Consider the following 3,296-nt stretch of genomic DNA (forward strand, 5'->3'; position numbering starts at 1 on the left):
AGGGTCACGACCATGCCGTAGATGTGGAAGAACGGCAGCACCGCCAGTCCCACGTCGTCGGGGCCGGCGTCGAGGAGGGGAAGAGCCTGCGATATGGCCGCCACCAGGTTGCGGTGGCTCAACATGACCCCCTTGGCGGTCCCCGTCGTGCCGCTGGAGTAGGGGAGCACGGCCACGTCACCGGGATCGACGTTCACCTCCGGGCGGGCCGAGCCCGACCCGAACAGCTCCGTGATCGGAGTGGCCCCGGCACCGGTGTCGTTCTCGCCGCCGCCGAGCACGAAGATCTCCTCCACTCCGGACCCGGCCGCTGCCTCCTGGGCCCCGGCCAGGAGCTGGGGGATGGTCAGCACGAAGCGCGCCTTGGAGTCGTGCAGCTGCTTGTTGATCTCCTCCGGCGTGTTGAGCGGGTTGACGGTCGTGACCGTGCCGCCGGCGCGCATGGCGGCCAGGAAGGCCACCGCGTACTCGGGCAGGTTGGGCAGCGATATGGCAAAGACCTGGCCCTTCCCGAACCCCCGCGCCGCCAGGCCCGCCGCTGCCGTGTCGACCAGGCCGGCCAGCTCCCCGTAGGTGACGGTCCTCCCGCTGCCGGCGTCCACCAGGGCGGCCTTGTCGGCGTGGTCCCGGGCCGCGGCCAGCACGAAGTCGTCGAACGTGACGTCGGGGATGTCGACGTCGGGGAAGGGGCTGGTGAAGATCACCCGCCCGCCCCCACGTCCCACATCGCCTCGATGTCGTGGCGGCTGTAGGCCCGGAAGGCCACCAGGGTGCTGGTCGAGACGATCCCCGGGCGGGCGGCGATGAGCCGGGTGACGACCTCGGCCAGCTGCTCGTGGTGGCGGACGCGGACGACCGCCACCAGATCGGCGGATTCCCCGGCGACCGAGTACACCTCGGACACACCCTCGGTGTCGGCCAGCTCCTCGGCCAGGTCGGCGATGCGGGCGGGCTCGGCGTCGATCAGCACGAAGGCGTGCAGCACCGATCCACCCTAACCCCGGGTCAGCCGGCCGTTGTCAGAGCATCCTCGCAACGATCAGTCGGGGGCGATACGGGCCCGCCGGGCCCGGAGTCGTGCGCTCCGCCGATCGGGTTCGAGAAGACCATCGCCTCGTCGGTGAGGCCGCTGGCCCGCAGGGCCCGGTAGTCGGCCAGGTAGCTCTGGTGGACCTGCCACGGGAACTTCGAGCCCTGCTTCGGGAACAGGTGCTGCGAGCGGTTGATGTAGCCCGAGTTGAGGCTGAGGAGCGGCTGGCGCGTCAGCCCCGTATCGGAGTTGACCGGCGTGCACTGGCGCATCCCGGTGGCGCGCATGTGGTTGAGCAGACGGCACACGTAGGCGCAGGTGAGGTCGGCCTTGAGCGTCCAGGACGCGTTGGTGTAGCCGAACGCCAGGGCCAGGTTCGGCACGCCCTCGAGCATCATCCCCTTGTAGGCCAGGAGCTCGCCCGGGTCCACGGCCTGCCCGTCGACCGACAGCTCCATCCCGCCCATGAACAGCAGCTCGAGTCCGGTGGCGGTGACGACGACGTCGGCCTCCAGCTCGGTGCCCGACCGCAGCAGCAACCCCCGCTCGGTGAACGACACGATGTGGTCGGTGGCCACCGAGACCGACCCGTCCCGGATGGCGGCGAACAGGTCCCCGTCCGGCACCAGGCACATCCGCTGGTCCCACGGGTCGTAGCGGGGCGTGAAGTGGGTGTCGATGTCGTACCCCGCCGGCAGCTGCCGCTCGAGGCCCTTGCGGAGCATCCGCTTCACCGTGGCCGGGCGGCGCCGGCTCAGCTGGTAGAAGCCCTGGGTCGTCAGGGCGTTGAACCACCGGATGGCGGGATCGGCCAGGCGGCGGGGAAGCCACCGGCGCAGGAGGGCGACGATCGGTGACCGGGACGGCAGGGAGGCGATGTAGGTGGGGGAGCGCTGGAGCATCGTGACGTGCTCCGCCGCACCGGCCATGGACGGCACAAGGGTCACCGCGGTGGCCCCGCTGCCGATCACGACGACCTTCTTGCCGGCATAGTCGAGGTCTTCCGGCCACGCCTGGGGATGCACGATCGTCCCCGGGAAGCGCTCGGTCCCCGGGAACTCGGGCTGGTAGCCGTGGTCGTAGCGGTAATAGCCGGTGCACGAGAAGAGGAAGCGGCAGGTGAGGACGACGGTCTCGATCCGATCTGTGCCCGTGCGCTCGGCCGTCACCCGCCAGCACGCATCCTCGGAGGACCACTCCGCCCTGACCACCCGGTGGTTGAAGCGGATCCGGCGGTCGACCCCGGTCGCCTCGGCGGTCTCTCTGATGTAGCGCAGGATCGACCCGCCCTCGGCTATCGACTCCCGTTGGTCCCACGGGCGGAACGAGTAGCCGAGGGTGAACATGTCGGAGTCGGAGCGCACCCCGGGGTAGCGGAACAGGTCCCACGTCCCCCCGATGGCGTCGCGCCCCTCGAGCACGGCGTAGCTGGCCCACGGGCAGCGCTTCTCGATGTAGCTGGCGGCGCCGATCCCGGACAGGCCGGCCCCCACGATGAGCACGTCGACGTGCTCGTTGGCTGCGTCGGTCACCCCTACGTTGTCGGCCGTGGTCAGGGTGCTCCCCTCCATCACGAGGCGCGGGCCACGAGGTGCTCGTTGAGCCTGCCGTCACGGCCGAAGAGCTCGCTGCGCCACTCCTCGATGAGGGCGGTCGTGTCCCGGTCGTCGGGGTGGAAGCCGGGGCGCTCGTACTCCTTGAGGCGCTCCCACATCGCCTTGGTCAGCAGCGGGGAGTGCCGGACCCGCCGCCAGCTGCGGCGCAGGCCCCCGCCCCGGTGGGTGGCGCGGTCCCCGAGGAGGGAGACGAACACCTGGGCGGCCAGCCCGCCTACGAAGGCGTAGCGCAGGATCTTCATGGTCACGACCCGGGTCCGCTCGCTGCCGCCGACGGCCTTGTACACGTCGAAGGCCACCGCCTTGTGCTCGGACTCCTCGAGGGCGTGCCACAGGAAGAGATCGCGCACGCCATCGTGGCCGAACATGGCCCGGACCCCGGCGTCGGTCAGCAGCAGCTCGGCCAGGGTGGCCGTGAAGTGCTCGAGGGCGGCGGTGGCGGCCAGGTTGGACTTGGCCGAGAGGAGCTTCTCGCGCTGGGCCAGGCCCCACTTGGTGAACCGCTCGACCCGCTTGGTCGGATAGCCGAGCTCGGCCAGCCGGTCGTTGAGCATGCGGTGCTCCCGGCCGTGCATGGCCTCCTGGCCGATGAAGCCGGCCACCTCCCGCTTCAGCTCGGGGTCGCTCACCTGGTCCCGGAAGTTCCGCAC

Annotated in this window: 4 protein-coding genes; all 4 read right to left on the reverse strand. The window is 70.7% G+C overall.

Annotated features, from left to right (window positions below; translation table 11 throughout):
* A partial coding sequence (locus VFW24_08350; GenBank protein HEX5266771.1) for an AMP-binding protein occupies nt 1-704 on the reverse strand: 704 nt, incomplete at its 3' end.
* A complete protein-coding gene (locus VFW24_08355; protein HEX5266772.1) occupies nt 701-985 on the reverse strand; it encodes an Lrp/AsnC ligand binding domain-containing protein in 285 nt (94 codons plus the stop codon). The genes VFW24_08350 and VFW24_08355, both read right to left, overlap by 4 nt.
* A gap of 20 nt (nt 986-1,005) precedes the next feature.
* Entirely contained in the window at nt 1,006-2,562 is a 1,557-nt protein-coding gene (locus VFW24_08360) for an NAD(P)/FAD-dependent oxidoreductase (protein HEX5266773.1), read from the reverse strand.
* A gap of 38 nt (nt 2,563-2,600) precedes the next feature.
* A partial coding sequence (locus VFW24_08365; GenBank protein ID HEX5266774.1) for a metal-dependent hydrolase occupies nt 2,601-3,296 on the reverse strand: 696 nt, incomplete at its 5' end.

The sequence above is a fragment of the Acidimicrobiales bacterium genome (assembly GCA_036273495.1).
Lineage (GTDB): Bacteria > Actinomycetota > Acidimicrobiia > Acidimicrobiales > JAJPHE01 > DASSEU01.